The sequence below is a fragment of the Mesorhizobium sp. genome, assembly GCF_004963255.1.
Classification (GTDB): Bacteria; Pseudomonadota; Alphaproteobacteria; order Rhizobiales; family Rhizobiaceae; genus Mesorhizobium.
In genome coordinates, this window is sequence record NZ_SUGA01000010.1 from 52,358 (window position 1) to 77,216 (window position 24,859).

Sequence of the window (24,859 nt, forward strand, 5' to 3'; positions counted from 1 at the left end):
TCATGAAGGGCGGCTTTCCCATTCCCGTTTCGGTGCTCACCGGCTTTCTCGGCGCCGGCAAGACGACGCTGCTCAACCGGCTGCTCAAGGATCCAGCGCTTGCCGATACGGCGGTGATCATCAACGAGTTCGGCGAGGTGGCGATCGACCATCTTTTGGTCGAGCAGGCATCCGACGGCATCATCCAGCTTTCCGACGGCTGCCTCTGCTGCACGGTGCGCGGCGACCTGGTCGACACGCTTGCCGATCTCGTCGACCGGCTGCAGACCGGCCGCATCGCGAAACTCGCCCGCGTCGTCGTCGAGACGACGGGCCTCGCCGATCCGGCGCCGGTGCTGCAGTCGATCATGGCGCATCCGGCGCTGGTGCAGGCCTTCCGGCTCGACGGCGTCATCACGCTGGTCGACGCCGTCAATGGCGAGGCAACGCTCGACGGCCATGTCGAGGCGGTGAAACAGGCGGCGATGGCCGATCGCATCGTGCTGACCAAGACCGATCTTGCCGACGCGGCCGAGGTCGAGGTGTTGCGGGCAAGGCTGAAGCAGGTCAATCCTGGCGCCGTCGTGCTCGACGTCAACGAGGCCGGCGCCGCGGCGCTGTTCAATTGCGGGCTTTATGATCCTAAAACCAAGTCCGCCGACGTGCGGCGCTGGCTTGGCGAAGAGGCGGCGCATGATCACGATCATGGCCATCATCACCATGACGGCGATCATGATCACCACCATCATGAGCATCGCCACGATACGCGCGTGCGCACCCATTCGCTCGTCCACGATGGCCCGGTGCCGTTCTCGGCGATCGAGATGTTCCTCGACCTTCTGCGCTCGACGCATGGCGAGAAGCTGCTGCGGATGAAGGGCGTCATCGAGCTCGCGGAGGATCCCTCGCGACCGCTTGTCATCCACGGCGTGCAGAAGATCCTGCATCCGCCGGCAAGGCTGCCGGCCTGGCCCGACGGCCAGCGCGGCACCAGGCTGGTGCTGATCACGCTGGACATGCCGGACGACTATATCCACCGGCTGTTCGCGGCCTTCACCAACAAGCCGTCGATCGACACGCCGGACCGGGCCGCGCTCGAGTCCAATCCGCTGGCAATAGCCGGGCTATAAGCAAAAAAACGACGCCGGCTCAGGCGGCGCTGCCGCGTTCGACCAGGAAGCGGTGGCCGCCGGTGACCGCGGCCGTTTCGACCAATTGGTGGCCGGCATCGGCGCAGAAGGCCGGGATGTCGATGACCGCGAGCGGATCGGTGGTTTCCAGCCAAAGCCGGCTGCCCGGCCGCATGGCGGCCAGCCGCTTGCGGGCTTTCAGCACCGGCAACGGACAGTTCAGTCCCTTGAGATCGTAGATGGCAGGCGGCTTTGCCCTTTGTTCATGCATGTCGTTATCCCAAAATCGCCTTACACTTTTGGGCGACATGCATTGGGTCTCAGCCGCCGAACATGCCGAGCAGCTTCTTCTTCAGCTTCGACACGGTGCCCTGGTCGGCGTCGGCGGCCTGCTGGGTTTCCTGCGCGGGCGCTGGCTCGACGCCGGCGGTGACGACCGGCTGCTGCGCGGCCTGCTTGGCGGCTTCCTTCTCAGCCAGCGCTTGCGCCTTGGCCTGTTCCTTGGCGGCCTTGGCCGCCTCGATCGCCGCCAGGCGCTGCTCTTCGGCCTTGCGCTTGGCTTCCTTCTCCGCGTCGAGCGCGGCCATCTTGCGGCCAGCCGGGGAATCGATGCGGCCCATGCGAGTCGTTTCCGTCACCGAGCCGTCGGCGTTCAACGACGGCGGTTCAATCGGCACGCGCTCGCCGCGGGCGCGGCGCTTCGACCAGTCCGAGACGATGCTGGCTTCCTTGATGCCGGCAATCGTCGGCTTCGGCGGCGGGTTGCTGGAATTCACGGCCGAACTGAAGGCCGCGTCATAGCTCTTCTCGTAATTCGTGTAGGCGGTCTTCAGCGAATCCGGCTGCGTCGTCGGGGGGCAGGGGCCGGTCGGGTCGAAAGTCGTGCCTTCCGGCGCGACCTGGTTGAAGACGTAGCGCTTCTCGCAGACGTCAACCTTCGGCGGCACCTTGGTGATCTCGAAATTGTCGTAGCCGACCTTCAGCATCTTCCAGAATTCGTAGTTCGGGTCGTTGCGGTAGCGCGCCATGTTGGCGGCGGTCATGCGGAAGGGGAAGGCCTGGATCTGGAACTCGGTCTGGCCGCCCTGGAAGGCGTCGCGGCCGAAGGCATAGATCTGCTCGATCTGCGCGTCGGTCATCGAATAGCAGCCGGAGGACGAGCAGGCGCCGTGCACCATCAGGTTCTGGCCGGTGCGGCCATTGGCGCGGTCATAGGCGTTGGGGAAGCCGATGTTGAACGACAGATGGTAATTCGAGCGCGGGTTCATCTGCGACGGGCGCACCGTGTAGAAGCCTTCCGGCGCCTGGCGGTCGCCCTCGGTGTATTTGGGGCCGAGCTTTCCCGACCATTTGCAGATGTCGTAGGTGGCGACGAGATCGTAGCGGCCGTTGGTCTTGGCCTTCCAGATCTCCAGTTTGCCTTCTTCCTTGAAGATGCGCGCCATCACCGAGGAGGTGCGCACCATGCCCTTGGCCTTCATGTCGGCGAGGATCTTGTCCGGCAGCGGCTTGTTGGCCTCCGGCGCGAAATCCTTCATCGACGAATCATTGCAGCCGGCGACGCCGATGGCGGCGATCAGGACTCCGGTGCGGGCAAGCTTGGCAAACATCGGTGCGGCTACGTCTCTTCTCTCGGGCCAACGACTCTCGACATGGCCGGGCCCGCAGGCTGAACACCAGTGGACCGTAAGCCCGTTAACCTTGAAAATTCCTTACCGCAAGCCTTCGTCACAATCTGGGCAAACCCCTCACGGCAAATCCCATTGAGCCGAATCCGGCGGCATTTTTGTGGCGAAATTGGTCATTGCCGCCACAGTTTACCAGCAGAGGCCCGATTAAAGGCTTCGGCCCATCGCCAGATACTTCTCGCGGCGCTGCTCGCGGAAATCGGTGTTGGCGCCGGCAAAGTCCTTCATCGTCCTGGCGATGAGGTCGCCGGTGGAGGCAATCACCGTCTCCGGCGCGCGCTGGGCGCCGCCCATCGGCTCGGGAATGATGGCGTCGATGATCTTCATCTCGAGCAGATCCTGCGCGGTGATCTTCATGTTGGTCGCCGCGTCCTTGGAGCGGGTGGTGTCACGCCACAGGATCGAAGCGGCACCCTCCGGCGAGATCACCGAATAGATGGCGTGCTCCAGCATATAGACCCGGTTGGCGGTGGCGATCGCAATGGCGCCGCCGGAGCCGCCTTCGCCGATGACCACCGAGATCGACGGCACTTTCAGCGAAAGGCAGGCGGAAGTCGAACGTGCGATCGCTTCGGCCTGGCCGCGCTCCTCGGCGCCGACGCCGGGATAGGCGCCGGCGGTGTCGACCAGCGTCAGAAGCGGGATCTTGAAACGGTCGGCCAGTTCCATGAGGCGCACCGCCTTGCGATAGCCCTCGGGTCGCACCGAGCCGAAATTGTGCTTGATGCGGCTTGCCGTGTCCGATCCCTTTTCCTGGCCGATCACCGCCACCGGCTCGCCGCGGAAACGGGCGAAGCCGCCGACGATCGCCTGGTCGTCGCCGAAATTGCGGTCGCCCGCCAAGGGCGTGAAATCGGTGAACAGCCCTTTGATGTAGTCGACGCAATGCGGGCGGTCGGGATGGCGCGCGACCTGCACCTTTTGCCAGGGGGTGAGCGCCTTGTAGAGGTCGCGCAAGGCGTCGCGCGAACGCTTTTCCAGCCGGCTGATCTCTTCGGCGACATCGACCGCCTCGCCGTTCTCGGCAAGCTTCTTCAGCTCGAGGATCTTGAGCTCCAGATCCTGCACCGGCTTTTCGAAGTCGAGGTAGTTGTACATGCTTGAGCGGACCGATCCGTCGGAAGGCGAAATGGCTGGCGGAACCGCTGAAATGCCGGCTCCGGGCGGTGGAACGTCGCCCTCACATAGCGATATGAGGCCTAGTCGGCAAGCGGATGATGATCGTTGACCAGCCGCACCAGCCGCTCCTCCAGCACATGGGTGTAGATCTGCGTGGTCGAGATGTCGGCATGGCCAAGGAGTTGCTGAACGGCTCTGAGGTCGGCGCCGTTCTGCAGGAGATGGCTGGCAAAAGCATGGCGAAGCACATGCGGCGAGATTTTCGCCGCAGCTATCCCCGACCGAGCGGCCAAGCCCTTGAGATCGCGGGCGAAAACCTGCCTGGAAAGATGGCCGCTGTCGGAGGAGGCGGGAAACAGGAACGGGCTCTCGGCAAAGGCCGGGCGCTCGGCCCTTGCGGCAAGCCAGGCGCGCATGGCCGCGCGCGCCTTGGCCGACAGCGGCACCATGCGTTCCTTGTCGCCCTTGCCGCGCACCATGAAGAAGCGGTCGTCGCGCAACGCCACCGTCACCGGCAGGCCGACCAGCTCCGACACGCGCAGGCCCGTGGCGTAGAGCACCTCGACCAGCGCGTGCAGGCGCAACGCCGCCATCCGGTCGCCATCCGGACCAGCTTCGCCGGCTTCCTGCGCCGCCCGGTCGAGCAGGCGGCCGGTCTCGGCCTCGCTCATCGTCTTCGGCAGCGGCCGGCCCTTGCGCGGGCTGTCGAGCGTGCCGGTCGGGTCGTCACCGCGCAGTCCCTCGGCGTAGAGGAATTTGAAGAACTGGCGGACCGCCGACAATTTGCGCGCCTGCGAGGTCGGCGCGAAGCCGCGCGCGGCAATTTCGTCGAGATAGGCGCGGATGTCGGCCGATCCAGCGCCCGCAAGTCCGCCCTTGATCGCTTCGGAAGCGTCCTCGAGGTCGCGGCGGTAGGAGGCAAGCGTGTTCTCGGCCGCCCCCCGTTCGGCGCTCATCATTTCGAGGAAGGCTTCGATCCGGGCGGCGCTGTTCATCGGGCCGGGTTTGTCAGTTCTTCTTGGGGTTGAGCTTCTCGGCGGGAATGCGGATGCTCATTTCCGCTTTTTTGGGCTCCACGAACATCGCCAGCGCGAACATCGCGCCATAGGCAATGCCTGCAAGAACCGCCAGCGTCACGACGAAGCGAAACAAAGTCGGCATTCAAATTTCGCCCGTCTTGTTGTTCTGCGTTTCCAAAGCCCTGTGCCCTTATGGGACGCCAAACCGGGCAATTCAAGGACGAAGGATTCCGGTCGCCGCAGGTTTTTGCCGGAAAGGCTTTCTGGAGCTTTGTCCAGCTGTGCTTGACGTAAACGGGCTTTTGATGTCGATACGGCGCAAAGAGGCCCTGATGAACGCTCTGCCACCAAATCCGACGGACGAAGGCTGTGCCGCGCTGGTCGAGCGGCTCGGCAGCCGTTCGATCGTCTTCGTCGGGCTGATGGGGGCCGGCAAGACGGCGATCGGCCGCAAGGTGGCGACGATGCTGTCGCTGCCCTTCATGGATAGCGACCAGGAGATCGAAAGCGTCTCGCGCATGACGGTTCCGGAACTGTTCGAGCGCTATGGCGAGCCGGAATTCCGGGCGCTGGAGCAGCGCGTGATCCTGCGCCTGCTGGAGAACGGCCCGCAGGTGCTGTCGACCGGCGGCGGCGCCTTCATGAACGCGCAGACGCGCGAGGCGATTTCCGCGCATGGCATATCGGTCTGGCTGAAGGCCGATCTGGACCTCTTGATGGAGCGCGTCTCCAAGAAGCAGAACCGGCCGCTGTTGAAGAACCCCGATCCGCGCGCCGTGCTGGAAAAGCTGATGGGCGAGCGTTATCCGGTCTATGCCGCCGCCGACCTCACCGTGCCGACGCGCGACGATCGCAAGGAGATCATCGCCGGCGAAGTCGTCGCGGCGCTCTGCGCCCATCTCGGCGTCGAGGCGATCGCGACGGGCGCTACAGGCGCCACAAATGACGAGGTGCAGCCGTGAGCCATGCCGAACCGGTGAAGGTCGAGGTTGGGCTCGGCGACCGCGCCTATGACATCCTTATCGGTTCCGGATTGCTGGCGTGCGCCGGCGGGGAGATCGCGCGCCGGCTTCCCGGCACCCGCGCGGCCATCGTCACCGACGAGAACGTCGCCGCCGCGCATCTCGACACGCTGAAGGCGGGATTGGAGAAAGGCGGCATCCAGTCCGCCGTCATCACATTGCCCGCCGGGGAGAAGACCAAGAGCTTCGCCCATCTCGAGCAGGTGGTCGACGGCGTGCTCGCCGCCAAGCTCGAACGCCGCGACGTGGTGATCGCGCTCGGCGGCGGCGTCATCGGCGACCTCGCCGGTTTTGCGTCCGGCATCGTGCGGCGCGGCATGAATTTCGTGCAGATCCCGACCTCGCTCTTGGCGCAGGTCGATTCCTCCGTCGGCGGCAAGACCGGCATCAACAGCCCGCGCGGCAAGAACCTGGTCGGCGTCTTCCACCAGCCCAGGCTGGTGCTGGCCGACACCCAAGTGCTCGACACGCTGCCCATCCGCGAGTTCCGCGCCGGCTATGCCGAGCTTGCCAAATACGGGCTGATCGATCGCCCCGCCTTCTTCGCCTGGCTGGAACAGAACTGGCGCGACGTCTTTGCCGGCGGCCCGGCGCGCGTCGAGGCGATCGCCGAGGCCTGCCGCGCCAAGGCCGATGTCGTCGCCCGTGACGAGTTCGAGACCGGCGACCGCGCGCTGCTCAATCTCGGCCACACATTCGGTCATGCGCTGGAAGCCGCCACGCACTATGACGGCGCGCGCCTCGTCCATGGCGAAGGCGTCGCCATCGGCATGGCGCTGGCGCATCGCTTTTCGGCGCGGCTCAACCTGGCGAGCCCGGACGACGCGGAACGCGTCGAGGCGCATCTCAGCGCCGTCGGCCTGCCCTGGCGCATGGCCGATATTCCCGGCGAGTTGCCGGACGCCGAGGCGCTGCTTTCCTTCATCACGCAGGACAAGAAGGTCTCGCGCGGCGCGCTGACCTTCATCCTGACGCGCGGCATCGGCCAGTCGTTCATCGCCAAGGACGTGCCGCCCTCGGAAGTGCTTTCCTTCCTCAAGATGAGTCATCCCGCGGCGCTCAAGACGAGCCATCCCGAACGGTCCAAGAGGAGCCGTCCCGGATGATCGACGCCGGCTGGATTGTCGCAGCCGTCCTCGCCGCCATCGTGATCGTGGCGCTTCTGTTCCGCGCCCGCTTGCTTGCCGCTTTCGGCTACGCGCTGCGGCCGATCGAGCCGCAGCAGCGATCCGAGCGCAACGGCAAGGATCATGACAGCGACGATTCCCGTCGTGGCGGCGAAGCGGACCGCGAGGAGCGCGACCGGCTCGAGGGCCTCTTCGAGCTTGATGAGCTCGAAGTGTCGGACGTCATGGTCCACCGCACCAATATGCGCTCGGTCAATGCCGACAATACGCCGGAGGCGGTGGTGCGCGAGATCCTCACGAGTCCGCACACCCGCATGCCGCTGTGGAAGGGCTCGCTCGACAACATCGTCGGCGTCCTGCACGCGAAAGACCTGCTGAGGGCCCTCAACGAGGTCGGCAACGACTTTTCGCGGATCGACGTGATGAAGATCGCGGCGAAGCCCTGGTTCGTGCCGGACACCACCACCTTGCAGGAACAGCTCAACGCCTTCCTGCGGCGCAAGACGCATTTCGCCATCGTCGTCGACGAATATGGCGAGGTCGAAGGGCTGGTGACGCTGGAAGACATCATCGAGGAGATCGTCGGCGAGATCGCCGACGAGCACGATGTCGACATGCAGGGCGTCAAGAAAGAAGCCGACGGCTCGGTCGTCGTCGACGGCACCGTGCCGATCCGCGACTTGAACCGCGCGCTCGACTGGGACCTGCCCGACGAGGAGGCCACCACGATCGCCGGCCTCGTCATCCATGAGACACAGTCGATCCCCGAGGAAAAGCAGGCCTTCACCTTCCACGGCAAGCGCTTCGTCGTCATGAAGCGCGACAAGAACCGCATTGCGAGGTTGAGGATCAGGCCCGCCAGCGAAAGCTGACGCGTCCCGAGATTCAAGCCATGTCGCTCAGAGTTCCTTCGTCCAGCGCTCGCTGAGCGTCGCGCCGGTCCCGGCGTCGATTGCCGCCAGGCTGACCTCGTAGCCCCAGAGATTGCGGATATGGCGCAGGGTTGCGTCGCGGCTCTGGCCCTCGAGCATGATGCCGTCCTTGACCTTGTGCTGCAGCCGCAGATGCCGATCGCCCAGCAGATCCACGTCGACCACCTGGATGTCGGGGCGGCTGGCACCGATATCGTAGCTTTGCGCCAGCGCCGACCGTATCCTGGCATAGCCGCGCTCATTGTGGATCGAGGCCACCTCGTAATGCGGCTCGTCGGCGCCGTCGGCCAGCGCGAAAAGCCGCCATTTGCGAATGAGCGCCGGGCTCAGATACTGGCGGATGAAGGATTCGTCGCGGTGGTTGGCCCAGGCGTCGAGCAGGGTGTCGCGCCAGTCGCCGCGGCCGGCAATGTCCGAGAACCAGTCGCGGTCCTCGGCGGTGGGCGCCGTCGAGATGCGCTGGATATCCTGCATCATGTCGAGGCCAAGCGCATAGGGATTGATGCCGGAGTAGCGCGGATCGTCATAGGCCGGCTGGAAGACCACGTTGGAGTGGTTGCGCAGGATCTCGAGCATGGCGCCTTCGCTGATGCGGCCGCGATCGAACAGCGTGTTCATGATCGTGTAGTGCACGAAGGTGGCGCACCCTTCGTTCATCACCTGGGTTTGCCGCTGCGGGTAGAAATATTGCGCGATGACGCGCACGATCCTGACGATCTCGCGCTGCCAGGGCTCAAGGACGAGGCTGTTCTTCTCGAGGAAATAGAGCAGGTTCTCCTCCGGCAGCTTGAGCGATTTCTTCCGTTCGGCAAGGATTTCGTCCCCCGCTTCCGGCTTGCTCTTTCCCTGCGAGGGCGGCAGCGTTCGCCACAGATCGTTGAAGGAGCGCTCCTCGTATTCGAGACGCTCGCGCAGCCCCTCGCGCTGCTGCTCGGACGACAGTTTCGGTGGCCGATGGTAGCGGAAGACGCCCTGTTCCATCAGCGCGTGCGCGGAATCCAGGATCGCTTCCACGGCCGCCAGGCCATGCCGTTCCTCGCATCGGGCGATGTAGCCCTTGGCAAAATCCAGATAGCTCAAAATGCCGCCGGCATCGGTCCATTGCCGGAAGAGATGATTGTTCTTGAAGAAATGATTGTGCCCGAGCGCGGCATGCGCGGTCACCAGGGCCTGCAGGGCCATGGTGTTCTCTTCCATCAGATAGACGATGCAGGGGTTGGAGTTGATGACCAACTCATAGGCCAGGCCGCGCGCGCCCTTGCGGTAGAGAAACTCGTCGTAGAGGAAACGCTTGCCGAACGACCAATGCCGGTACATCAGCGGCATGCCGACCGAGGAATAGGCGTCGAGCATCTGCTCGGAAGAGATGACCTCCATCTGCACAGGATAGATGTCGAGGCCCAGTTCTTCGGTCCCGAGCGCCTCGATCTCGTCATAGACGCGGGACAGCTTCGCAAAATTCCAGTCCGAGCCGGAAAACAGCAGTTCGGATTTGCGCGCCTGGCTGACCATTGCCGAAACCCCTCAAGCGCTCTTGCGCAGGGCGGGCTGCCTGGCGAAGAGCTCGCGGAAGACCGGATAGATATCGGCCGGCGCGGCAATGCGCCTCATCTGGAAGTTCGGCCATTTGCCGTCGACGGCGTTATAGGCGCGCCAGAGCGACGTGCCGTTCTCGGTCGAGCCGAAGATATGGCTTTCCCGCTCGTCGATGATCTCCACATAGGCGAAATACTGGCAAAGCCGCATGAGCTTGCGGTCGAGCAGTTCGATGCAGCGCTCGGAGTCGGTGGCGAAGTTGTCGCCGTCGGAGGCCTGGGCGGCGTAGATGTTCCACTCGGCGACCGGATAGCGTTCTTCGATGATGCGGTGCATTTCCTCGAGCGCGGTGGAGACGACCGTGCCGCCGCTTTCGGTGTGGTAGAAGAACGTCTGCTCGTCCACCTCCTTGGCCTGGTGGGTATGGCGGATGAAGACGACCTCGATGCGGTCGTAGCGGCGCGTCAGGAAGAGATGCAGCAGCACGAAGAAGCGTTTGGCCAGATCCTTCTCGCGCTCTCCCATCGAACCTGAGACGTCCATCAGGCAGAACATGACCGCATTCGCATTGGGCACGGGCTGAGGATCGAAGCGGTTGAAACGGATGTCGACCGGGTCGACATAGGCAATCCGCCTGCGCCGGCGCTCGAGCCGCTCAAGCTCTTCGCGCAGCGCCGTGATGCGTTCGCGCACAGCGGCGCTTGCTTGCTTCGCTTCCAGCTCGGCGATCTGCTTGGCGATTTCGTCCACCTCCGCCTGCTTGGGACGCCTCAGCGCGATGCGGCGGCCGTGGCTGTTGCGCATCGTGCGTCCGACATTGATGTTGGTCGGCGCCCCGCTTGCGGCGAAGCCTGCCCGCCTCGGCTTGAAGCTCAGTATCTGCTTGAGGTTGAGCTTGACCAGATCCGGCAGTTCGAGGTCCTCGAAAAAAAGGTCGAGCACCTCCTCGCGCGACAGCACGAAGCGGAAGTCGTCTTCGGATTCCGCAGTCCCCGGAGCCGATCCGTAGCCTCCGCCGCCGCCAGGCTTGTCGATAAGATCGCCAGGGCTGAACGTCTTGTTGCCGGGCAGGATATGCTGGCGCCGGCCGCTTTGCCTGTCGTCGCCGAAGCTCGGTTCGTCCGTGCCCTTGCGCGGCATCGGCACGGCGTGTTCGCGGTCGAGATCGGCGATGCCGCCAGTGCGGACCTTGTCGCGAATGCTGCGCTTGAGATCCTCGCGGGCGCGCCTGAGGAAGCGCTGGCGATTGCCAAGGCTCTTGTCTTTCGGGTTCAGACGGCGGTCGATGAAGATCGGCATGGCACCGTTCGGGCGTTCCTCAACCCGCCTTGTTCACGCGCATGTACCAGTCGACCAATCGGCGCACCTGCCGCTGGGTATAGCCGCGCTCCACCATGCGCTGCACGAATTCATTGTGCCGCTTCTCCGTGACGCTGTCCTGCTTGGAGCCGAAGCTGATCACCGGCAACAGGTCCTCGACCTGGCCGAACATGCGCTTCTCGATAACCTCGCGAAGCTTTTCATAGCTCGTCCAGGAAGGATTGCGGCCATGGTTGCGCGCCCGGGCGCGCAAGGTGAATTTGACCACTTCGTTGCGGAAGTCCTTGGGGTTGGCGATGCCGGCCGGCTTTTCGACCTGCGACAGCTCCTTCTCCAGAACCTCGCGGTTAAGGATCTGGCCGGTGTCGGGGTCCTTGTAGTCCTGATCCTCTATCCAGGCATCGGCATAAGCGATGTAGCGGTCGAAGAGGTTCTGGCCGTACTCGCTGTAGGATTCCAGATAGGCTTTCTGGATCTCGTGGCCGATGAACTCGGCATAGCGGCTGGCGAGTTCCGACTTGATGAACTCGAGATAGGCGGCCTCCGTTTCCTTCGGGAATTGCTCGCGCTTGATCGCCTCTTCGAGGATGTACATCAGGTGGACGGGATCGGCGGCCACCTCCTTGGTGTCGTAGTTGAAGGTCTGCGACAGGATCTTGAAGGCGAAACGCGTGCTGACGCCGGTCATGCCCTCGTCGACGCCGGCGGCGTCGCGATATTCCTGCACCGATTTCGCCTTCGGGTCGATCTCCTTGAGGTTCTCGCCGTCATAGGCGCGCATCTTGGTGTAGAGCGGCGAGTTCTCGTGCTCGGCAAGGCGGGTCGAGACGGTGAAGCGGCTGAGGATATCCAGCACCTCGGGCGCGCAAGGACTGTTCGCCAGTTCGCTTTCGCGCAGCAGCTTCTCGTAGATCTGCCGCTCCTCGGTGATGCGCAGGCAATAGGGAACCTTGACCACGAGGATGCGGTCGAGGAAGGCCTCATTGTTCTTGTTGTTCTTGAACTGCTGCCATTCCGATTCGTTGGAATGGGCAACGACGATGCCCTGATAGGGGAAGGCGCCGAAATTCTCGGTGCCGTTGTAGCTGCCTTCCTGGGTCGCGGTCAGCAGCGGATGCAGGACCTTGATCGGCGCCTTGAACATCTCGACGAATTCGAGCAGGCCTTGCGTGGTCCGGTTCAGGCCGCCGCTGTAGGAATAGGCGTCCGGGTCGGACTGGCTGAAATGCTCCAACTGCCTGATGTCGACCTTGCCGACCAGCGCCGAGACATCCTGATTGTTCTCGTCGCCCGGCTCGGTCTTGGCGATGGAGATCTGGCGCAGCCGCGACGGCATCAGCTTGACAACGCTGAATTTCGAGATGTCGCCCTTCAGCTCATCCAGGCGCTTGGCTGCCCAGGGCGAGATCAGTCCGTTCAGGCGGCGGCGGGCGATGCCGTATTTGTCCTCCAGCAGATCGCCCATCCGGTCGGGATGGAAGAGGCCGAGCGGCGATTCGAAGATCGGGCTGATCTGGTTGCCGACCTTGAGCGTGTAGATCGGCCGCTCTTCCATCAGCTTCTTCAGCCGCTCGGCGAGCGAGGATTTGCCGCCGCCGACCGGGCCGAGAAGATAGAGGATCTGCTTGCGCTCCTCGAGGCCTTGCGAGGCGTAGCGGAAATAGCCGGCGATGCGCTCGATCGTATCCTCCATTCCGTAGAAGTCGGAAAAGGAGGGATAGATCTTTATAGTGCGGTTGGAAAAAATCCGGCCGAGCCGCTCGTCCTTGCTGGTGTCGACCAGATTCGGCTCGCCGATCGCCTCGACCATGCGCTCCGGCGCCGAGGCGTACATGGATTTGTCCTCGCGGCAGGCCAGCAGATATTGCTGAAGGCTGATCTCTTCCTGTGCCGCATTGGAATAGATCTCCGAAAACAGATCGAAGACGTCGGATTGGTTCTCGCGCATGATGCTTTGCCTCGGAGCCGATAGGCTGCCAATCGGCTCATCGCTTCATCAACCACCGGAAGGCATTGTGGTTCCCTTCATGTGAAGGAAGAGCGCACAATGCACCCCGACATTGGCCTTCGGGACACCCCGATTCGGCCTTAAATGCTCGCCTATGAACATACGTGGTGATTGCCAGCGGACGGTCAAGGAGCGGATTTGGTTTCGCACCGAAAGTTGTCATTTTTGCTTCTTAAAGGAGATGCTTGGCGAGCACCCGTGCCCGCCGGGACACAGCCTGACCCGAGATGGCGATGATCGATCGACGCAGCTTCATCGTGGCAGCCCTGGCGGCGCTGTTGCCGGCGGGGGCGTCAGCCGCCGGGCGTCCGAGCCAGCCGGAACCGCAAACCTTCGATTACGGTCCGGCCAAGCTCGACATCTACGCGCCGGCCGGAGCGAAGAACCTGCCGGTGGTCTTCTTCGTCCATGGCGGCGCCTGGCGGTTCGGCAAGCGCAGCCAGGTCGGCTCAAAGCCGGACTTCCTGCTCGCCAATGGATTCGTGTTCGTCTCGATCGACTATCGCATGCTGCCGGAAGCCGATGTCGCCACCCAGGCCGGCGATGTCGAAAAGGCCTATGCCTATGTGCGCGCCAACATCGCCCGGCATGGCGGCGATCCGGACCGCATCGTCGGCATGGGCCATTCGGCCGGCTGCCATCTGGTCGCGCTGACCGGCATGCGCGGAGGGTTGCCGGGGGTCGCCGCGCTGATCCTCGACGATACCCGGGCCTACGATCTTGCCGCGCTTTCGAGGAATGGCGGCATGGTGCGCGCCTATGCGCGTGTCTTCTCCGACCCGAAACAATGGGCGGCCCTGTCGCCGTCGAGCTATGTCGACGGCAAAAAACATCCGCCGACCTTCATCGCCTATTCGCGCGCGCCCGGGCGAGGCGAGGAGTCGAAGGCTTTCGCCGAGCGCCTGCGCGCCACCGGCACCAAGGTCACGCTGTTCGACGGCAGCGCCTATACGCATATGTCGATCAATGGCGATTTCGGAAAAGATGGCGACGCCTTGACCGCGGCGGTGCTGGCCTTCCTGAAGGCGACGGTGGCCTGATTACCAGCGCGTCTTCTCGCCGGGTGCGGCCGGTTCGATCGCCAGCGCGTGCACGCCTGCCTTCAATTCGTCGGCAAGCAATTCGTTGACGGCGCGGTGGCGGTCGATGCGGCTCATGCCGGCAAAACTCGGCGAGACAATGCGGACGCGGAAATGCGTCTCGCCGGTGCCGTCGAACGTCGCGTGATGGCCGGACTCGACATGGTGATGGCCTGCATGAAGGTGGCTTTCATTGATGACGGCGAGCCGTTCGGGCGAAAATGCGGCTTTCAGCTTGTCTTCCATCTTGGCCTGTATGGACATCAGGGCTTCCCTTCACCACATATGCGGCACAGCCGCAAAATCTTGTATTTCGACCGCTTTTAAGCCGCGATTCAGCGGTTAGGGCGATCATCGGCGAAATGTCAATTCTTGTTTCGCATATGCGAACAGCCCATAAATGGGTGAGATGAAAGCGTATCCCAAATATTTCGAAAAGATCCGGATCCGGCCGGAGAAGGACGCCGAGCTGAAGTCGCGCGCGCCGGTCTGCCAGTGGGACGGCTGCAACGAGGCCGGCACGCACCGGGCGCCGGTCGGGCGCCTGAAGGAAGGCGAGTATTTCCGCTTCTGCTTCGACCACGTGCGCGAATACAACAAGGGCTTCAACTACTTCTCCGGCGTGTCGGACAGCGAGATCGCACGCTTCCAGAAAGAGGCGCTGACCGGCCACAGGCCGACATGGCGCATGGGCGCCAATGGCGGCGGGACGCGCTCGGCGCCGGATTTCGCGCAGCAGCGCTCGGGCCGCGCCGGCTACTACAACCGCATGCGCGATCCGTTCAACCTGTTCGGCTCAGGCGCGCGCGAGCCGCGCGAACGCAAGGCAAAACCGCTTGAGGCCAAGGCGCTGGAAACGCTTGGCCTTGATACAAAGGCGACTGGTCAGGACATCAAGGCGCGTTATAAGGAACTGGTTAAGCGCCACCATCCGGATGCGAATGGCGGAGACAGAGGTTCGGAAGACCGGTTCCGCGATGTGCTGCAGGCCTATCGCGTGCTCAAGCAGGCAGGATTGTGCTGAGCGGCCCTACGGTCCCAAGTCTTTTCCAACTTTCATAAGGTTGGAAAAGGCTCTAAGACCGCCCCCGGACAAAATCGATTGCCGGCGAAACGCGGCGTTTCGCCCGTGGAGACGTTGATAGAGATGAACAAGGTCGATCGCGACATCGCCAACCTGCCCGACACGACGGTGTCGGTGAAGGAGAAATTCGGTTTCGACTCCAAGATGGTCGTTCCCGCCTATTCGGCGGCGACCGAGCATGTCCCGGACATCGACCCGGATTATCTGTTCGACAAGGCGACGACATTGGCGATCCTCGCCGGTTTTGCCTACAACCGCCGCGTGATGGTGTCGGGCTATCACGGCACCGGCAAGTCGACGCATATCGAGCAGGTGGCGGCGCGGCTCAACTGGCCCTGCGTGCGGGTCAACCTCGACAGCCATGTCAGCCGTATCGACCTCGTCGGCAAGGACGCCATCGTCGTCAAGGAAGGCCTGCAGGTCACCGAGTTCCGCGACGGCATCCTGCCTTGGGCCTATCAGCACAATGTCGCGCTCTGCTTCGACGAGTATGACGCCGGCCGGCCGGACGTGATGTTCGTCATCCAGCGCGTGCTGGAATCATCGGGCCGGCTCACGCTGCTCGACCAGAGCCGTGTCATCCGCCCGCATCCGGCTTTCCGGCTGTTCGCCACCGCCAACACGGTCGGTCTCGGCGACACCACCGGCCTCTATCACGGCACGCAGCAGATCAACCAGGCGCAGATGGACCGCTGGTCGATCGTCACCACGCTCAACTACCTGCCGCACGACAATGAAGTGAACATCGTGCTGGCCAAGGCCAAGCACTACCGCGACAACAAGGGCAGGGACATCGTCAACAAGATGGTGCGCGTCGCCGACATGACGCGCTCGGCCTTCATCAACGGCGACCTGTCGACCGTGATGAGCCCGCGCACCGTCATCACCTGGGCCGAGAATGCCGAGATCTTCGGCGATGTCGGCATGGCGTTCCGGCTGACCTTCCTCAACAAATGCGACGAGCTGGAGCGTTCGGTGGTGGCCGAGTTCTACCAGCGCGCCTTCGGCGAGGATCTGCCGGAGAGCGCCGCCAACGTGGTGCTGGGCTAGGCGCGCAGCTGAAGGCCTCCGGCCTCTCAGCATGAAACGCGCAGGGAATGATCAATGGCGGGTCCGGGCGACAACACGCGCAACAAGCCGAAGAACGGGTCTGAAGCGGACAGCTTCAAGCGCGCCGTCACCGTGTGCATGCGCGCCGTCGCCGGCGACAAGGATCTCGAGGTCGGCTTCGCCAAGGACCGGCCGGCGCTGGCCGGCAACCGCGCCCGGCTGCCCGAGCTGCCGAAGAAGGCTTCGCGCAACGACATCGCGATCACCCGCGGCATCGGCGATTCCATGGCGCTGAAGCGCGCCTGCCATGATCAGCGCATCCACAACAAGCTGGCGCCGGAGGGCAAGCTCGCGCGGTCCATCTTCGACGCCGTCGAGCAGGCGCGCGTCGAGGCGATCGGCAGCCGCGCCATGCAGGGCGTGGCCGACAATATCGGCTCGATGCTCGAGGACAAATACACCAAGGCGAATCTCGTCGACGTCAGGGACAAGGCCGACGCGCCGCTCGAGGAAGCGATCGCGCTGATCGTGCGCGAAAAGCTCACCGGTCGCGCGATCCCGAAGAGCGCCGAGCGGCTCGTCGATCTCTGGCGCCCCTGGGTCGAGGAAAAGGCGGGCGGCGACCTCGACGGCCTCTCGGCCAAGCTCGAGGACCAGCAGGCCTTTGCCCGCGTCGTGCGCGACATGCTGGTTTCCATGGAGATGGCCGAGGAACTCGGCGATGATCAGGAAACCGACGACTCCGAGGAAAACGAAGAGAACGAGCAGCAGGGCGAGGAACAGAGCGAGGAAGGCGGCGAGGAGGATTCCGGCTCCGAGCAGTCGCAGTCGGAAGATGCCGAAGCCTCCGCCGACGAGGAAGAGTCGGCCGAGACGGAGGCGACCGACGCCACATCGGACGACCTCTCCGACGAGGACGATTCCGACGCCGAGACGCCCGGCGAAGCCAAGCGCAACGACAACCCGTTCCTCAATTTGCCGAAAGAGATCGACTACAAGGTCTTCACCACCGCCTTCGACGAAACGGTGGGGGCCGAGGACCTTTGCGAGGAAGAGGAGCTCGACCGGCTGCGCGCCTTCCTTGACAAGCAGCTCGCCAACCTGTCCGGCGTCGTCGGGCGGCTCGCCAACCGGCTGCAGCGCCGTCTGATGGCGCAGCAGAACCGCTCCTGGGATTTCGATCTTGAGGAAGGCTATCTCGATCCGGCGCGCCTCGTGCGTGTCGTCATCGATCCGATGCAGCCGCTGTCCTTCAAGCAGGAGCGCGACACCAAGTTCCGTGACACAGTGGTGTCGCTGGTGCTCGACAATTCGGGCTCGATGCGCGGCCGGCCCATCACGGTCGCGGCGACCTGCGCCGACATCCTGGCGCGCACGCTGGAGCGCTGCGGCGTTTCGGTGGAGATCCTCGGCTTCACCACCCGCGCCTGGAAGGGCGGGCAGGCGCGCGAGAAATGGCTGAAGGACGGCAAGCCGCCGAATCCCGGCCGGCTCAACGACCTGCGCCACATCATCTACAAATCCGCCGACCATCCATGGCGGCGCGCTCGGCGCAATCTCGGGCTGATGATGCGCGAGGGCCTGCTCAAGGAAAACATCGACGGCGAGGCGCTGCTTTGGGCGCATAACCGGCTGATCGGCCGGCCCGAGCAGCGCAAGATCCTGATGATGATCTCGGACGGCGCGCCGGTCGACGATTCCACGCTCTCGGTCAATCCGGGCAATTATCTGGAGCGGCATCTGCGGGCGGTCATCGAGCTGATCGAGACCCGCTCGCCGGTCGAGCTTTTGGCTATCGGCATCGGCCACGACGTCACGCGTTACTACCGCCGCGCCGTCACCATCGTCGATGCCGAGGAACTGGCCGGGGCCATGACCGAACAGCTCGCCTCGCTGTTCGGCGAGGAAAGCGCGCGCGACACGCGCCGCGGCGGCCTGCGGCGCGCCGGATGATCTTTTCGGGGCGGCGTGCGCGGCGGACGCTCTTCGCCTGCGTGCTGACCTGGGCCTCGCCGGCCATTGCAGCCCAGAGAGCTCCTGTCGAGACCGTCGAGATTTCGGCGCGGCCGATCACCCAGTTCCATACCGGCCACGACCAGACGCGGTTCGGACCGTTCGAATTCGTCGGCGGGCTGGAGATGACCTCGCCGGCGCGCGATTTCGGCGCGCTGTCGGCGCTTCGTTTCTTGAAGCCGGGCAGCGACTTCATCGGGGTCGCCGACGCCGGCTTCTGGTTCTTCGGCACGATCGATCATGACGCCGGCAAGCGACCCTCCGGTGTCAAGAATTTCCGCATGCAGAAGATGGTCGATGCTTCGGGCCGGCCGATCGACCGGAAATGGAAGGTCGACGCGGAAGGGCTCGCGGTGAAGGACGGCACAGCCACCGTCGGCTTCGAGCGCGACCAGCGCGTCGCCCAGTTCAAGATCGACCCCGACAATATGAAAGCGCCGATCAGGCAGCTCGACTATCTGGTTCCCGCCCAGGAGCTGCGCCAGAACCGCGGCTTCGAGACCGTCGCCCATGCCAATCCTTACGGCCAGCATGCGGGCGGGCTGGTCGTGGTCTCGGAGAGGAGCCTCGACAAGGCAGGCAATGTCTACGCCGCCATTATCGAAGGTCCGCACAAGGGCGTCTTCACCATCAAGCGCAACGGCGATTTCGACATCACCGACGGAGCCTTCCTGCCGGACGGCGACCTGCTGCTGCTTGAGCGGAGTTTTTCCATCGCGCGCGGGGTGAAGATGCGGCTGCGGCGCATCTATGGCGAGAGCGTCGAGAAGGGCGTGGTCGCCGACGGGCCGGTGCTGATGGAAGCCGACATGGGCTACCAGATCGACAATATGGAAGGGCTCGACGTCTGGACCCGCGAGGACGGCGCGCTGATGGTGTCGCTGGTATCCGACGACAACCATTCGATCCTGCAGCGCAGCCTCTATTTGGAATTCATCCTGCACCAGGACTGAGCAAGACCGGCGGGTGAGCGCCGGGAGGTTACCGGCTGACGTGGCGGACTTCGTTCATCACGAAATTGGCGGCGCGCTTGCTCCGATTGCGGATCTTGAGTGTCGCTGTGTTGTCGACGAAATAGGTGTGAAGGATGCTGTCGCGGGTGCGGACTTCTGGTCCGACAGTGTCGACCGCGTGCCAGGTGTCGGTGCCGACCGCAAAGGCGTAGCCGGTGTTCGGCGAAAACGACATCCGGTGCGAATTCTCGAAACGCCCGTCCGGCATGCGCTCGGCGAAGCGGGTGCCGATATGGTTGATCGAGTCGTCCTCCGGCAAATAGAACTGGACCGTGATGCCCTTCCATTTCGTGTCGGTGTGGAAGCCGATCTTGTAGCCCGCCACGTCGCGCGTCAGCATCGGCACCGGATACATGCCGACCTTCATGAAATCCGAGCCGAACCGGCGCTCCAGGCCCGGGGCAAGGCGGCGCATGAAGGCATCCTTCAGTTCCGGCGCGTGCAATGCCTTGCCGACCAGGGCCCAGACGGCCCGTTTCTCAGCTGGCAGATGGCGGATATATTCGGGATAGAGATCGATCTTGATCCGTGTTGCGGTGCCGTCGGCCTTGATATTCACCTTGTTGCGCCCCTTGAGCGCCCGATATTCGCGCGCCTCGGGCATCGCGGCGCGCATGCGCTGATAGAGGTCCGCCGGGAAGACATCGGTCATTTCCAGGTGCCAGAACGGCTTTTCCACGAAGGTGGCGCGGTTCACCGCCGCCACCATGTGGGAGACAACATGCTGCAGCGTTTGTCTGGCTGATGCTGGCGCCGCCGCGCCGTCTATGACCGACATGGATAACCCTTCCCCATCCCAAGGACCCGAACCCAAATTTCTTGAATAGATATATCGCTGCCCAGGCGGAATGCTAACCAAAGCACAGGCTGGATTGCAATGATCCACGGACTGACTTCAATTGCGGTTTCCAAATCACCAGGTGATGTTGCATCGGCACAAAGCAAGGGCGTTGCAAGGCACCCGGCGACCATGCTGATTTGGCCGCAAGCCGATATTCAACGGACCTTGTAGATCTCGATCGGCTTGCCCGCTGTCGACTGGTCCAGTTCAAGCCATGCCGGCAGGTCGCCCCGCAGCAACGCCGCGGCAAGGCCATCCGGCGCTTCCAAGCCCAGCGATATCTCTTCCGTGTTGCCGCGGCAGATCGCGATCAATCCCACTCGCTCGCGCTGGATGACGGCGCGGGCTGCCTCCGGCGTTCCCATGAAAGCGTCGAGCATGGCGAGATTGCCGCCGACATTGCGGTGGTAAGGGCCGGCCAGCGCCCGGTGGCCGGTGAACATCAATATCCCCGAGCCGAGATTGGACGAAGCAAGCACCGTCGTCGCCGGCAAGGCGGCCAGATCGCGGAAGTCGTCCGGCTTGCCGCAGGTCACGGCATGATCGGGATCGGAATTGATCTGCTGCGGCGCCTTCTGGACCACGGATTGCGCCGCCACCGCTACCCCGGCCCAGGTCGCATTGAGCGAGACCAGCCACGCCATGACGATGGCGGTGGAGATCCGCCAAGAGGGCGCGGCGCTGGCCCTGAGGCGGATTTGCGCGATCCAGGCCGAGAGCGGCAGCACGGCGAAGGCGACAGAGAAGGTCGAGCCGCGCACCTGCCAGAGGCTGACGCCGAAGGCGACGACAAGCAGGATGGTGGCAAGCATCTCCTCGCGGCGCAGGCGACGGCTTCGCAGCTGAAAGCCGATCAGCAGGATCGCGATGAAGGGCGTCACATAGCGCGCCGCCATCAGCTTGGGCTGGTGGATGGCGACGCTCCAGAAGGGCTGCGCTTCGGCCACGTCGGCCAGCCAAAAGGTGCGGATGCGCTCGTCCATGCCCGCATAGGGCGATGCCAGGCACTGCGGGAAGGCTGCTTTCACAGTCACCGCGACCACCGCGGCCAGCGCCAGCATCGAAACGAACCGTGCCTGGACCGTCGATACTGTCAATGTCGAGGCGATCGCGAGGCCGAAGCCGGAAACTGCCGCAACCGCGAACTGGAAGGACGAGAAGGCGTCGCATTGGGCAACGCCCCAGTCGGAGGGCCGGATGGTCGCCACGAAGGCCAGCAAGGCGACACCCGCAAATCCAAGGCCGAAGCCTCGCGCGCTGGCGCGCTCCTTATCGTCGAGGATGAACAGGACCGCGGCGCAGATGCCGAGCGTCGCCACATAGGGAGCGGTTTCCATGCCGACAGCGAGCGTCAGGCCGGCGCAAATGCCCGACAGCAGGGCGGCAGGCCGCCAGAAGGGCGCTTCCATCAGAAGCCAAAGGCTGGCCGCCGTCAGCAGCAGCTGGACATTGTGATGATCGATCACGCCGGGGCTGTAGACCATCAGGAAGAAAAGCGCGGCCGTCGACAGGATGAGCGACGGCAACGCGACGTCGGTGCCGGCGAAGCGCCGAGAGGCGCGCATGAGCACGAATATGGTCAGCCCGTAAAGCGTGGTCGGCCAGATGATCTGCGCTGCCCTTTCGGCGGTGGCGGTGCTGGCGCCCACCGCGTCGAAGGCCATGACAAGCAATGCGAGCGGCGCATCCACCAGCCGGGACCAGTGCATGACGAAGCCGCCCGCCGTGCCCATCCTGTATTGATGGAGATCGAACCAGCCCTGGCCGGCGAGCAGGTCGCGGACCTCAACCAGCCGCAGCATGCTATCATTGTCGGCGCCATAATTCGCAAGGGTGGGGAAGCCGGAAACCGCGTTGATCGTCAGCACCACCAGGGTAGCGCATGCCGCAAGCAGGAGATCATTTTTCCAACCGGTGGCGTGCACGGTCATGGTGGTTGCGAAGCCTTGGAGAATTTTCGCGATCCTGCACCATCAGCCGTAACAAAGCGTAAAGCCGCCGTGGCAATCCTCTCGGATCACGGAGCCTTGCTTGCAACCCAGATGACGTGGCGGGCGCCGCGCTTGCCGTGGGCGCGCGTGTTGACCTCTTCGACCGCGAAGCCTGCCTGCTTCAGCCGCCGGGTGAAGCCGCCGTCCGGTCCCTGCGACCAGACCGCCAGCACGCCGCCTGGTTTCAATGCGGCGCTAGCGGCGGCCAGCCCGGCCGCGTCATAGAGAGAGTCATTGCCCTTGTAGACGATGCCCTCGGGACCGTTGTCGACGTCGAGCAGGATGGCGTCCCAAGCGGCTTTCTGCGTCCTTATCAGCTGGCCGACATCAGCCTCGCGAATGCCGACGCGAGGATCGTCGAGGCAGCCGCCGAAGATCGTCGACATCGGCCCACGCGCCCAGCCAACGACCGCGGGGACAAGCTCGGCGACAGTGACGGCATCGCCATCGAGCGCGGCGAGAGCGGCGCGCAAGGTGAAGCCCATGCCCAGCCCGCCGATGAGGATGCTTGGCCGCTTGCGGCCGGCGATCCGCTCGCAGGAAAGCCTGGCGAGCGCCTCCTCGGAGCCGCTGAGGCGGCTGTTCATCAGCTCGTTGGTGCCGAGCATGATCGAGAATTCAGTGCCGCGCTGCTTCAGGCGCAATTCCTGGCCGCCATCGGGCGTGCGGGCCGAATCAAGCTGAACCCAGGGGATCACGGTCTCTCTTTTGACTTGAGCATGATCTTTTCCAAAAACCGAGTCCCACTTTTTGGGATCATGCTCCGACGGCGACCGCCGGCTGGCTCCACCGCGCGGCGAGCAGCCGGTAGGGGATCAGCGCCACGACGGCGATGATGAGCTTCACCGAAAGGTCGCCAAGCGCCCAGGAGACCCAGCGCATCGTCTCAACCGGCAGCACGCCCATCAGCGGCGCGGTCTCCAGCGCGAAACTGTCATTGGGGCCGGCAAAGGCGAAGGCGGCGGAAAAGGCGACGCCGAAGAAGACGAGCGTGTCGAACACCGAGCCGACCAGCGTGCCGACGATCGGCGCGCGCCACCAGCTCTGCCGGCGCAGCCGGTTGAAGACGGTGACGTCGAGCAATTGCGCGGTGAGGAAGGCAGCGCCGGAAGCGGCCGCGATGCGCACCAGCCGATCGGCGGCGGTCTCGAACTCGATCAGGCCATGGCGGAACAGGAAGGGCGGGACCAGGATCGAGCAAGTCACCGCAGTCATGAAGCCGACGAACACCACCTTGCGCGCCACGGCCGGGCCGTAGCGGCGGTTGGCGAGGTCGGTAACCAGGAAGGAGAAGGGATAGGTGAAGGCGCCCCAGGTGAGCAGGTCGGCGAGCGACAGGCCGCCAATCTGACCCTGCATCGGGAACTGCACGAGGATGTTGGAGGCCACGACGACAAGCGCCATGGCGGCCACGAAGGGCAGGTATCGCGTCAGGAAATACATTTTTTTATCCTGGGTAATGGAACCAGCCGAGCGTCAAGGCGACGCTCGCTCATATCCGAGCACCGGTCTGGCCGGTGCCCGAGGCGGTCGTCCCGCGCCCGAACGCTTTAAGCGGCCGACTGCTCGGCAAGCTTCTTAGCGATCTGCTTCTTCAGCAGACGAGCGCGCTGCGACAATTCCTTGACGTCCGCCTTGACCAGGAAGGCGTCGAGGCCACCGCGATGCTCGACCGAACGCAGCGCGTTGGCCGAAATGCGCAGCCGAACATTCTGGTTCAGCGCTTCGGAAATCAGCGTCACATTGACCAGGTTCGGCAGGAAGCGACGCTTGGTCTTGTTGTTGGCGTGGCTCACATTGTTGCCGGTCTGGACTGCCTTGGCAGTGAGTTCGCAGGTGCGGGACATTTGTCTAACCTTCAGTTTCTAAACCTGCCAAACCATTCTGCCCGCGCCAGGCGGCGCGCGGTCTCGGTCAGGCGGCCTTTGGAAAAGTTGGCGTTCCATAGTGGCATTTCGCCATTGCGTCAAGCTCCGGCACGTCGCCTGCCGTCGGGCGCGCTCCATATAAAGGCCGGATTTCATACTATAAGCCCTTCGCGAAGGGATATGCTAGGCTGGAGCCGTTGCGTTCTGGCCGAACCGCAAGGGATTCGCCAGCCGCCATGCTCCGTCCACCTCATGCATTCGCCACCCTTCTTGCCCTTGCCGTGCCGGCAACAAGCTTCGCCGCCACGGCCCCGCAATCCTTCAAGGGCGAATATACGGTGTCCTATCTCGGCCTTTCGATTGCCAGGGCGTCCTTTTCAAGCCGCTATGTGGGCGATACCTACGCCATCAACGGCACCGTCTCCGCCGCCGGGCTGGGCAGGCTGTTCGACGACACGAAAGGCACGATTTCGTCGAAAGGCATCATTTCCGACAAGCGGATGACGCCACAGGCGTTCAGGGCCGACTATACGTCCGGCAAGAAGTCCTCCATGGTCGACATCCGCTTCAGCAACGGGGCGGTCTCCTCCACGCAAGTCGTTCCCGCTCCAGGGAAACGCGATCCGAAGAGCTGGGTGCCGATCGGCGACGGAGACCTGAAATCGGTGCTCGATCCGATGGCCGCGACCGTCATCCATGCCGACAGCCTGGACAAGGTCTGCGGACGCACGGTCAAGTTCTATGATGGCGAGATGCGCGCCGACCTGACACTGACCTATGCCTCCAGGGGGTCGATCGCGGTGCCGGGCTACAAGGGCGACACGGTGACCTGCAAGATGGGCTTCGAGCCGGTGGCGGGCTATCGCAAGGGACGCAAGGCGCTAAACTACCTCAAGAACAAGAGCCGCATGCTGGTGACGTTTGCACCGGTCGGTCAATCCGGCGTATATGCGCCGATCCGCGCCACGGTTGGGACCCAGATCGGTCCGCTGACCATCAGCGCCGGACGGTTCGAAGCGGTAAATTAATTCAGTTTTACG

Annotated in this window: 24 protein-coding genes; 10 read left to right on the forward strand and 14 right to left on the reverse strand. The window is 63.8% G+C overall.

Annotation, left to right across the window (positions count from 1 at the left end; genetic code table 11):
- Nucleotides 1-2: 2 nt before the first annotated feature.
- Nucleotides 3-1,109 carry a GTP-binding protein gene (locus E5X34_RS13725; protein WP_292565348.1) on the forward strand — a complete coding sequence of 369 codons (1,107 nt, stop codon included), beginning with the start codon at nucleotides 3-5 and terminating at the stop codon, nucleotides 1,107-1,109.
- Nucleotides 1,110-1,128: 19 nt separating this feature from the next.
- On the opposite strand, the gene E5X34_RS13730 is transcribed toward E5X34_RS13725, so the two are convergent.
- From E5X34_RS13730 to E5X34_RS13750, 5 genes are all read right to left on the reverse strand, one after another.
- Entirely contained in the window at nucleotides 1,129-1,380 is a 252-nt protein-coding gene (locus tag E5X34_RS13730) for a sulfurtransferase TusA family protein (RefSeq protein ID WP_042643420.1), read from the reverse strand.
- Between the two features lie 49 nt (nucleotides 1,381-1,429).
- Nucleotides 1,430-2,719 carry a murein L,D-transpeptidase family protein gene (locus E5X34_RS13735; protein ID WP_292565351.1) on the reverse strand — a complete coding sequence of 430 codons (1,290 nt, stop codon included), beginning with the start codon at nucleotides 2,717-2,719 and terminating at the stop codon, nucleotides 1,430-1,432.
- 225 nt (nucleotides 2,720-2,944) lie between these two features.
- Nucleotides 2,945-3,895 (reverse strand): acetyl-CoA carboxylase carboxyltransferase subunit alpha, encoded by a 951-nt coding sequence (locus E5X34_RS13740; RefSeq protein WP_126064161.1) that lies wholly within the window; start codon nucleotides 3,893-3,895, stop codon nucleotides 2,945-2,947.
- Between the two features lie 101 nt (nucleotides 3,896-3,996).
- Complete coding sequence (locus E5X34_RS13745) at nucleotides 3,997-4,911, reverse strand: site-specific tyrosine recombinase XerD (RefSeq protein WP_292565353.1); 915 nt, start codon at nucleotides 4,909-4,911, stop codon at nucleotides 3,997-3,999.
- Nucleotides 4,912-4,924: 13 nt separating this feature from the next.
- A complete protein-coding gene (locus tag E5X34_RS13750) occupies nucleotides 4,925-5,077 on the reverse strand; it encodes a hypothetical protein (RefSeq protein ID WP_042643428.1) in 153 nt (50 codons plus the stop codon).
- Between the two features lie 190 nt (nucleotides 5,078-5,267).
- Here E5X34_RS13750 and E5X34_RS13755 point away from each other — a divergent pair, with 190 nt between their 5' ends.
- The 3 genes from E5X34_RS13755 to E5X34_RS13765 are packed head-to-tail and all read left to right on the forward strand — an operon-like array spanning nucleotide 5,268 to nucleotide 7,956.
- Nucleotides 5,268-5,897, forward strand: a complete 630-nt coding sequence (locus E5X34_RS13755; RefSeq protein WP_126064163.1) for a shikimate kinase — start codon at nucleotides 5,268-5,270, stop codon at nucleotides 5,895-5,897.
- Nucleotides 5,894-7,063 carry a 3-dehydroquinate synthase gene (gene aroB, locus E5X34_RS13760; protein ID WP_292565357.1) on the forward strand — a complete coding sequence of 390 codons (1,170 nt, stop codon included), beginning with the start codon at nucleotides 5,894-5,896 and terminating at the stop codon, nucleotides 7,061-7,063. Before E5X34_RS13755 ends, aroB begins: the two co-directional genes overlap by 4 nt.
- Nucleotides 7,060-7,956, forward strand: a complete 897-nt coding sequence (locus E5X34_RS13765) for a transporter associated domain-containing protein (protein ID WP_292565360.1) — start codon at nucleotides 7,060-7,062, stop codon at nucleotides 7,954-7,956. The genes aroB and E5X34_RS13765 overlap by 4 nt, the downstream gene beginning before the upstream one ends.
- A gap of 27 nt (nucleotides 7,957-7,983) precedes the next feature.
- Here the strand turns inward: E5X34_RS13765 and E5X34_RS13770 are convergent, their stop codons facing one another.
- From E5X34_RS13770 to E5X34_RS13780, 3 genes are read right to left on the reverse strand one after another with little or no spacing between them, the layout of a single operon-like run.
- Nucleotides 7,984-9,528: a SpoVR family protein gene (locus E5X34_RS13770; RefSeq protein ID WP_292565363.1), complete on the reverse strand. Its 1,545-nt coding sequence runs from the start codon at nucleotides 9,526-9,528 to the stop codon at nucleotides 7,984-7,986.
- Nucleotides 9,529-9,540: 12 nt separating this feature from the next.
- Nucleotides 9,541-10,851, reverse strand: a complete 1,311-nt coding sequence (locus E5X34_RS13775; RefSeq protein ID WP_292565366.1) for a YeaH/YhbH family protein — start codon at nucleotides 10,849-10,851, stop codon at nucleotides 9,541-9,543.
- A 19-nt stretch (nucleotides 10,852-10,870) separates the two neighbouring features.
- Nucleotides 10,871-12,820 (reverse strand): PrkA family serine protein kinase, encoded by a 1,950-nt coding sequence (locus E5X34_RS13780; RefSeq protein WP_042643762.1) that lies wholly within the window; start codon nucleotides 12,818-12,820, stop codon nucleotides 10,871-10,873.
- 293 nt (nucleotides 12,821-13,113) lie between these two features.
- Here E5X34_RS13780 and E5X34_RS13785 point away from each other — a divergent pair, with 293 nt between their 5' ends.
- Nucleotides 13,114-13,920, forward strand: coding sequence for an alpha/beta hydrolase (locus E5X34_RS13785; RefSeq protein WP_292565369.1), 807 nt, complete (start codon nucleotides 13,114-13,116; stop codon nucleotides 13,918-13,920).
- On the opposite strand, the gene E5X34_RS13790 is transcribed toward E5X34_RS13785, so the two are convergent.
- The gene (locus tag E5X34_RS13790) at nucleotides 13,921-14,223 is read right to left on the reverse strand and encodes a BolA family protein (RefSeq protein ID WP_127865739.1); all 303 of its coding nucleotides are present in this window, start codon (nucleotides 14,221-14,223) and stop codon (nucleotides 13,921-13,923) included.
- A gap of 136 nt (nucleotides 14,224-14,359) precedes the next feature.
- On the opposite strand from E5X34_RS13790, the gene E5X34_RS13795 reads away from it, so the two are divergent.
- The 4 genes from E5X34_RS13795 (at nucleotide 14,360) to E5X34_RS13810 (ending at nucleotide 19,059) form a co-directional block, all read left to right on the forward strand.
- Entirely contained in the window at nucleotides 14,360-14,983 is a 624-nt protein-coding gene (locus E5X34_RS13795; RefSeq protein ID WP_042643766.1) for a J domain-containing protein, read from the forward strand.
- 123 nt (nucleotides 14,984-15,106) lie between these two features.
- The gene (gene cobS / locus E5X34_RS13800) at nucleotides 15,107-16,093 is read left to right on the forward strand and encodes a cobaltochelatase subunit CobS (RefSeq protein WP_292565373.1); all 987 of its coding nucleotides are present in this window, start codon (nucleotides 15,107-15,109) and stop codon (nucleotides 16,091-16,093) included.
- Nucleotides 16,094-16,147: 54 nt separating this feature from the next.
- Nucleotides 16,148-18,046, forward strand: coding sequence for a cobaltochelatase subunit CobT (gene cobT, locus E5X34_RS13805; protein ID WP_292565376.1), 1,899 nt, complete (start codon nucleotides 16,148-16,150; stop codon nucleotides 18,044-18,046).
- Nucleotides 18,043-19,059 carry an esterase-like activity of phytase family protein gene (locus E5X34_RS13810; RefSeq protein ID WP_292565380.1) on the forward strand — a complete coding sequence of 339 codons (1,017 nt, stop codon included), beginning with the start codon at nucleotides 18,043-18,045 and terminating at the stop codon, nucleotides 19,057-19,059. The genes cobT and E5X34_RS13810 overlap by 4 nt, the downstream gene beginning before the upstream one ends.
- 28 nt (nucleotides 19,060-19,087) lie before the next feature.
- Here the strand turns inward: E5X34_RS13810 and E5X34_RS13815 are convergent, their stop codons facing one another.
- The 5 genes from E5X34_RS13815 to rpmB all read right to left on the reverse strand — a co-directional run bounded on the left by E5X34_RS13815 (nucleotide 19,088) and on the right by rpmB (nucleotide 23,798).
- Nucleotides 19,088-19,897 carry a hypothetical protein gene (locus E5X34_RS13815; protein ID WP_292565383.1) on the reverse strand — a complete coding sequence of 270 codons (810 nt, stop codon included), beginning with the start codon at nucleotides 19,895-19,897 and terminating at the stop codon, nucleotides 19,088-19,090.
- 218 nt (nucleotides 19,898-20,115) lie between these two features.
- Nucleotides 20,116-21,891, reverse strand: a complete 1,776-nt coding sequence (locus E5X34_RS13820; RefSeq protein WP_292565385.1) for a GtrA family protein — start codon at nucleotides 21,889-21,891, stop codon at nucleotides 20,116-20,118.
- A gap of 86 nt (nucleotides 21,892-21,977) precedes the next feature.
- Nucleotides 21,978-22,649, reverse strand: a complete 672-nt coding sequence (locus tag E5X34_RS13825) for a hypothetical protein (RefSeq protein WP_292565387.1) — start codon at nucleotides 22,647-22,649, stop codon at nucleotides 21,978-21,980.
- A 58-nt stretch (nucleotides 22,650-22,707) separates the two neighbouring features.
- Nucleotides 22,708-23,394 (reverse strand): queuosine precursor transporter, encoded by a 687-nt coding sequence (locus E5X34_RS13830; protein WP_292565389.1) that lies wholly within the window; start codon nucleotides 23,392-23,394, stop codon nucleotides 22,708-22,710.
- A gap of 107 nt (nucleotides 23,395-23,501) precedes the next feature.
- Nucleotides 23,502-23,798 (reverse strand): 50S ribosomal protein L28, encoded by a 297-nt coding sequence (gene rpmB, locus E5X34_RS13835; RefSeq protein ID WP_040989302.1) that lies wholly within the window; start codon nucleotides 23,796-23,798, stop codon nucleotides 23,502-23,504.
- A gap of 257 nt (nucleotides 23,799-24,055) precedes the next feature.
- On the opposite strand from rpmB, the gene E5X34_RS13840 reads away from it, so the two are divergent.
- Complete coding sequence (locus tag E5X34_RS13840; RefSeq protein WP_292565391.1) at nucleotides 24,056-24,847, forward strand: DUF3108 domain-containing protein; 792 nt, start codon at nucleotides 24,056-24,058, stop codon at nucleotides 24,845-24,847.
- The last annotated feature ends 12 nt before the right edge of the window (nucleotides 24,848-24,859 follow it).

Excerpts from the sequence above, each read along its gene's own strand:
- E5X34_RS13765 (WP_292565360.1), top strand. The coding sequence starts at position 7,060 with ATGATCGACGCCGGCTGGATTGTCGCAGCCGTCCTCGCCGCCATCGTG.
- E5X34_RS13755 (WP_126064163.1), top strand. The coding sequence starts at position 5,268 with ATGAACGCTCTGCCACCAAATCCGACGGACGAAGGCTGTGCCGCGCTG.
- E5X34_RS13820 (WP_292565385.1), bottom strand. The coding sequence starts at position 21,891 with ATGACCGTGCACGCCACCGGTTGGAAAAATGATCTCCTGCTTGCGGCA.
- E5X34_RS13770 (WP_292565363.1), bottom strand. The coding sequence starts at position 9,528 with ATGGTCAGCCAGGCGCGCAAATCCGAACTGCTGTTTTCCGGCTCGGAC.
- E5X34_RS13730 (WP_042643420.1), bottom strand. The coding sequence starts at position 1,380 with ATGCATGAACAAAGGGCAAAGCCGCCTGCCATCTACGATCTCAAGGGA.
- E5X34_RS13780 (WP_042643762.1), bottom strand. The coding sequence starts at position 12,820 with ATGCGCGAGAACCAATCCGACGTCTTCGATCTGTTTTCGGAGATCTAT.
- E5X34_RS13725 (WP_292565348.1), top strand. The coding sequence starts at position 3 with ATGAAGGGCGGCTTTCCCATTCCCGTTTCGGTGCTCACCGGCTTTCTC.
- rpmB (WP_040989302.1), bottom strand. The coding sequence starts at position 23,798 with ATGTCCCGCACCTGCGAACTCACTGCCAAGGCAGTCCAGACCGGCAAC.
- E5X34_RS13735 (WP_292565351.1), bottom strand. The coding sequence starts at position 2,719 with ATGTTTGCCAAGCTTGCCCGCACCGGAGTCCTGATCGCCGCCATCGGC.
- E5X34_RS13810 (WP_292565380.1), top strand. The coding sequence starts at position 18,043 with ATGATCTTTTCGGGGCGGCGTGCGCGGCGGACGCTCTTCGCCTGCGTG.
- E5X34_RS13830 (WP_292565389.1), bottom strand. The coding sequence starts at position 23,394 with ATGTATTTCCTGACGCGATACCTGCCCTTCGTGGCCGCCATGGCGCTT.
- E5X34_RS13775 (WP_292565366.1), bottom strand. The coding sequence starts at position 10,851 with ATGCCGATCTTCATCGACCGCCGTCTGAACCCGAAAGACAAGAGCCTT.
- E5X34_RS13745 (WP_292565353.1), bottom strand. The coding sequence starts at position 4,911 with ATGAACAGCGCCGCCCGGATCGAAGCCTTCCTCGAAATGATGAGCGCC.
- E5X34_RS13795 (WP_042643766.1), top strand. The coding sequence starts at position 14,360 with ATGGGTGAGATGAAAGCGTATCCCAAATATTTCGAAAAGATCCGGATC.
- cobT (WP_292565376.1), top strand. The coding sequence starts at position 16,148 with ATGGCGGGTCCGGGCGACAACACGCGCAACAAGCCGAAGAACGGGTCT.
- E5X34_RS13840 (WP_292565391.1), top strand. The coding sequence starts at position 24,056 with ATGCTCCGTCCACCTCATGCATTCGCCACCCTTCTTGCCCTTGCCGTG.
- E5X34_RS13740 (WP_126064161.1), bottom strand. The coding sequence starts at position 3,895 with ATGTACAACTACCTCGACTTCGAAAAGCCGGTGCAGGATCTGGAGCTC.
- E5X34_RS13815 (WP_292565383.1), bottom strand. The coding sequence starts at position 19,897 with ATGTCGGTCATAGACGGCGCGGCGGCGCCAGCATCAGCCAGACAAACG.
- E5X34_RS13750 (WP_042643428.1), bottom strand. The coding sequence starts at position 5,077 with ATGCCGACTTTGTTTCGCTTCGTCGTGACGCTGGCGGTTCTTGCAGGC.
- cobS (WP_292565373.1), top strand. The coding sequence starts at position 15,107 with ATGAACAAGGTCGATCGCGACATCGCCAACCTGCCCGACACGACGGTG.
- E5X34_RS13785 (WP_292565369.1), top strand. The coding sequence starts at position 13,114 with ATGATCGATCGACGCAGCTTCATCGTGGCAGCCCTGGCGGCGCTGTTG.
- E5X34_RS13790 (WP_127865739.1), bottom strand. The coding sequence starts at position 14,223 with ATGTCCATACAGGCCAAGATGGAAGACAAGCTGAAAGCCGCATTTTCG.